The organism is Sphingobium indicum BiD32, from assembly GCF_000382885.1.
In the GTDB taxonomy this organism is placed as follows: domain Bacteria; phylum Pseudomonadota; class Alphaproteobacteria; order Sphingomonadales; family Sphingomonadaceae; genus Sphingobium; species Sphingobium japonicum_C.
The window spans coordinates 1-1,109 of sequence record NZ_CAVK010000215.1; the positions used below are offsets into that span (position 1 = coordinate 1).

The following is a 1,109-nucleotide window of genomic DNA, read 5'->3' on the forward strand; positions in this document are numbered from 1 at the left end:
TCGGCGAAGGGGCCAACGGGTCACTGCCAGCTCTCCATTACTGGATCTGCCCATAAGACAGCTAATGTGAAACGCCCATTAGCTGTCGTAACCGGCACTGCCCCAAGTGCCAGGGCGCGGCCGCGCGCAGCTGGCTGGCGGACCGTGAGGCCGACCTACTGCCGGTCGGATACTTCCATGTCGTCTTCACGCTGCCGGCAGAGATCGCCGATATCGCCTTTCACAACAAGGCGCTGCTTTACGATCTGCTGTTCCGCACTGCCTCGGAGACGATGTTGACGATTGCGGCCGATGCCAAGCATCTCGGTGCACGCATCGGCATCACTGCCGTGCTCCATACATGGGGCTCGGCGATGACGCACCATCCGCACGTGCATATGATCGTGCCGGGCGGCGGTATTGCAGCAAGTGGACGGCGGTGGATATCGTCGCGTCCTGCGTTCCTGCTGCCGGTGCGGGTCCTAGGAGCGCTGTTCCGCCGTCTGTTCCTCACCCGATTGATCCAGTTGCACCAAGCCGACAAACTCGCCTTCTTCGGGTCGCTGGCCCCGCTTACCGAACGGCGGGCCTTCCTGCGGCACATCGCTCCTGTCCGTAAGAAGCGTTGGGTGGTCTATGCCAAGCCGCCCTTCGCCGGACCGGAAGCGGTGCTGGCCTATCTGTCGCGCTACACACACCGGGTTGCCATATCGAATCGGCGCATCCTCGCCTTTGACAAGACCGGCGTCACCCTGCGGTACAAGGATTATCGCAAGGATGGGGCTGATCGCCAGCGCGTCATGACAATCTCTGCCGACGAATTTATCCGCCGGTTCCTGCTCCACGTCCTGCCGCGCGGCTTCCACCGCATTCGGCATTACGGCTTGCTCGCCAGTTCCGCCCGCAAGGCCAGCCTCGCTCTCGCTCGTGAGTTGCTCCACTTCCCCCCTAACCCCGAAGACCCTGCCACCGAAGATCCGGTGGACCCGCGCCCGCCATGTCCATGCTGCGGCGGGCAGATGATCGTCATTGAGACCTTCGAGCGCTGGCGGCAACCTCGCGCCCCGCCGATGGCAGTGCTGTCTATCCGGGAACTCGTGTCATGACCCAGCGTGGCCCCTCCGTCATCT

At 63.2% G+C, this 1,109-nt stretch carries 1 pseudogene; it reads left to right on the plus strand.

The annotated features are described in order from the left end of the window. Positions 1–80 precede the first annotated feature (80 nt). Positions 81–1,085, plus strand: a pseudogene (locus tag EBBID32_RS19670) (IS91 family transposase); the annotation flags it as partial. Positions 1,086–1,109: the final 24 nt, after the last annotated feature.